At 69.8% G+C, this 1897-nt stretch carries 2 protein-coding genes and 1 pseudogene; all 3 read right to left on the reverse strand.

Annotation, left to right across the window (positions count from 1 at the left end):
• Positions 1–236, reverse strand: a pseudogene (locus AC27VN_RS40225) (branched-chain amino acid ABC transporter permease); the annotation flags it as partial.
• A gap of 22 nt (positions 237–258) precedes the next feature.
• Complete coding sequence (locus AC27VN_RS40230; protein WP_490880324.1) at positions 259–1425, reverse strand: ABC transporter substrate-binding protein; 1167 nt, start codon at positions 1423–1425, stop codon at positions 259–261.
• Between the two features lie 52 nt (positions 1426–1477).
• Positions 1478–1897: ferredoxin reductase domain-containing protein (locus tag AC27VN_RS40235; RefSeq protein WP_490880325.1), on the reverse strand; the 420-nt coding region annotated here is incomplete at its 5' end.

The following is a 1897-nucleotide window of genomic DNA, read 5'->3' on the forward strand; positions in this document are numbered from 1 at the left end:
GTTTCCATGCCGCAGGCCAGCAGGGCCACCGCCGCCACCGGCACCGCCAGCCCCGGCGCCTGGCCCTGCTGGAAGGCCGCGATGGTCAGCACGCTGGCGCTGACGAATTCGCCCTGCGGGACGAACACGATGCGCGTGACGGTGAAGACCATCACGAGCGCCAGCGCCAGCAGCACGTAGACCGCGCCGCTCGCGAGGCCGTCCTGCACCAGCAGGCCGAAGATCTGCATGTCCATGATCTGTAGGGTCCGCCGCGCGTCAGGGGATGTACTTCCAGCTGCCCTTCTCGATGCGCACCATCACCCGGCTGCGCTGGTCCAGGCCGATGTGGTCCTTGGGCCCGAGGCTGTAGACACCGTTGGTGGCGTGCAGGTCCTGCGTGGACTCGATCGCGTCGCGCAGCGCCTTGCGGAATTCGGGCGTGCCGGGCTTGGCGCCCTTGAGCGCGCGCGGCGCGGCGTCCTGCAGGATCAGCGCCGCATCCCAGAGGTAGGCGGCGAATGTGGAGCGGTGGCCCGCGTTGGGCAGCGCCTCGTACTTGCGGATGAATTCGAGCGAGGGCTTCTTGGCCGGATGGCTGTCGGGCAGCTGCTCGGCCACCAGCACCGGGCCGGCCGGCACGAAGGTGCCCTCGAGCTTGGCGCCGCCCACGCGCAGGAAGTCGTTGTTCGCCACGCCATGGGTCTGGTAGACCTTGCCGCGGTAGCCGCGGTCGAACAGCGTGGCCTGCGGCAGCACCGCGGGCGTGCCCGAGGCCGCGATGAACACCGCGTCGGGCTGCGAGGCCAGCAGCTTGAGCACCTGCCCGGTGACCGAGGCATCGGTGCGCGTGTAGCGCTCGTTGGCCACCACCTCGATCTTGCGCAGCTCTGCGAGCTTGCCGAACTCGCGCCACCAGCCTTCGCCGTAGGCGTCGTTGAAGCCGATGAAGGCCACGCGCTTCACGCCGTTGTCGGCCATGTGCTTGACGATCGCGGTCGCCATGTGGGTGTCGCTCTGCGGCGTCTTGAAGGCCCAGCGCTTGCGGTCGTCCACCGGCTCGACGATGGCGCCCGAGCCCGCGAGGCTGATCATCGGCGTGCCGCTCTCCACCAGCACGTCGAGCACGGCCAGCGAGTTGGGCGTGAGGCTCGGCCCGATCAGCAGGTCGATCGCCGACTCGGAGATCAGCTTGCGCACGTTCTTGACCGTGGTCGAGGTGTCGGACGCGTCGTCGAGCAGGATGTAGTTGACCTTCTCGCCGCCCGCGGTGGCGGGCAGCACCGACACCGTGCGCTGCTGGGTCACGCCCACCGAGGCCGCGGGCCCGGTGGCCGAGACCACCACGCCCACGTTGATGTCGGCCCGCGCGCCCGAGAGCGCCGCGAAGCACAGTGCCGCGCCGAAGGCGGCGGCCCGGAAGCGGGCCTTTGCAATCTCGATCATCGTTGTCTCCTTTTATGTGTCTGTCGTACCGGGAAAAAAATCGAAAAGCCCGCTAGGTCTGCGCCACCGGCGTGAAGCTGTCGGCGGAGATCGCCGTGCTCGCCATGCCCAGCGCGATGCAGGTGTCGGAACAGGCCGCGACGAAGCCCGGCGAACCGCCGATCACCGCGCGGGCGCCGGCCAGCGAACCGTGGTTCTCGCGCAGCCACGAGGGCGCGTACTGCTGCTTCGTGCAGAAGCGGCTGCGCGCCTCGGTCACCAGCAGCGCATAGCGGAAGTTCGGATGCGCACGGGCCAGCCCCGCGAGGCGGTCCATCAACATCAGCTCGGCGTCGTCGCGCACCGAGAACAGCAGCGTCATCGGACTCGTGTCGCCGTGCGCGAGCGCGTCCTCCATGATCGAGAGCACGGGCGCCAGGCCGGTGCCGCCCGCGAGGCCGAGCACCGGGCCCTCGCCCTCGGGCAGCCGGCA

Source organism: Variovorax sp. 20P10.2.4 (assembly GCF_058244205.1).

What these genes read in the sequence shown, in the direction of transcription:
- AC27VN_RS40230 (WP_490880324.1), bottom strand. Translation starts at nt 1,425, where the DNA reads ATGATCGAGATTGCAAAGGCCCGCTTCCGGGCCGCCGCCTTCGGCGCG.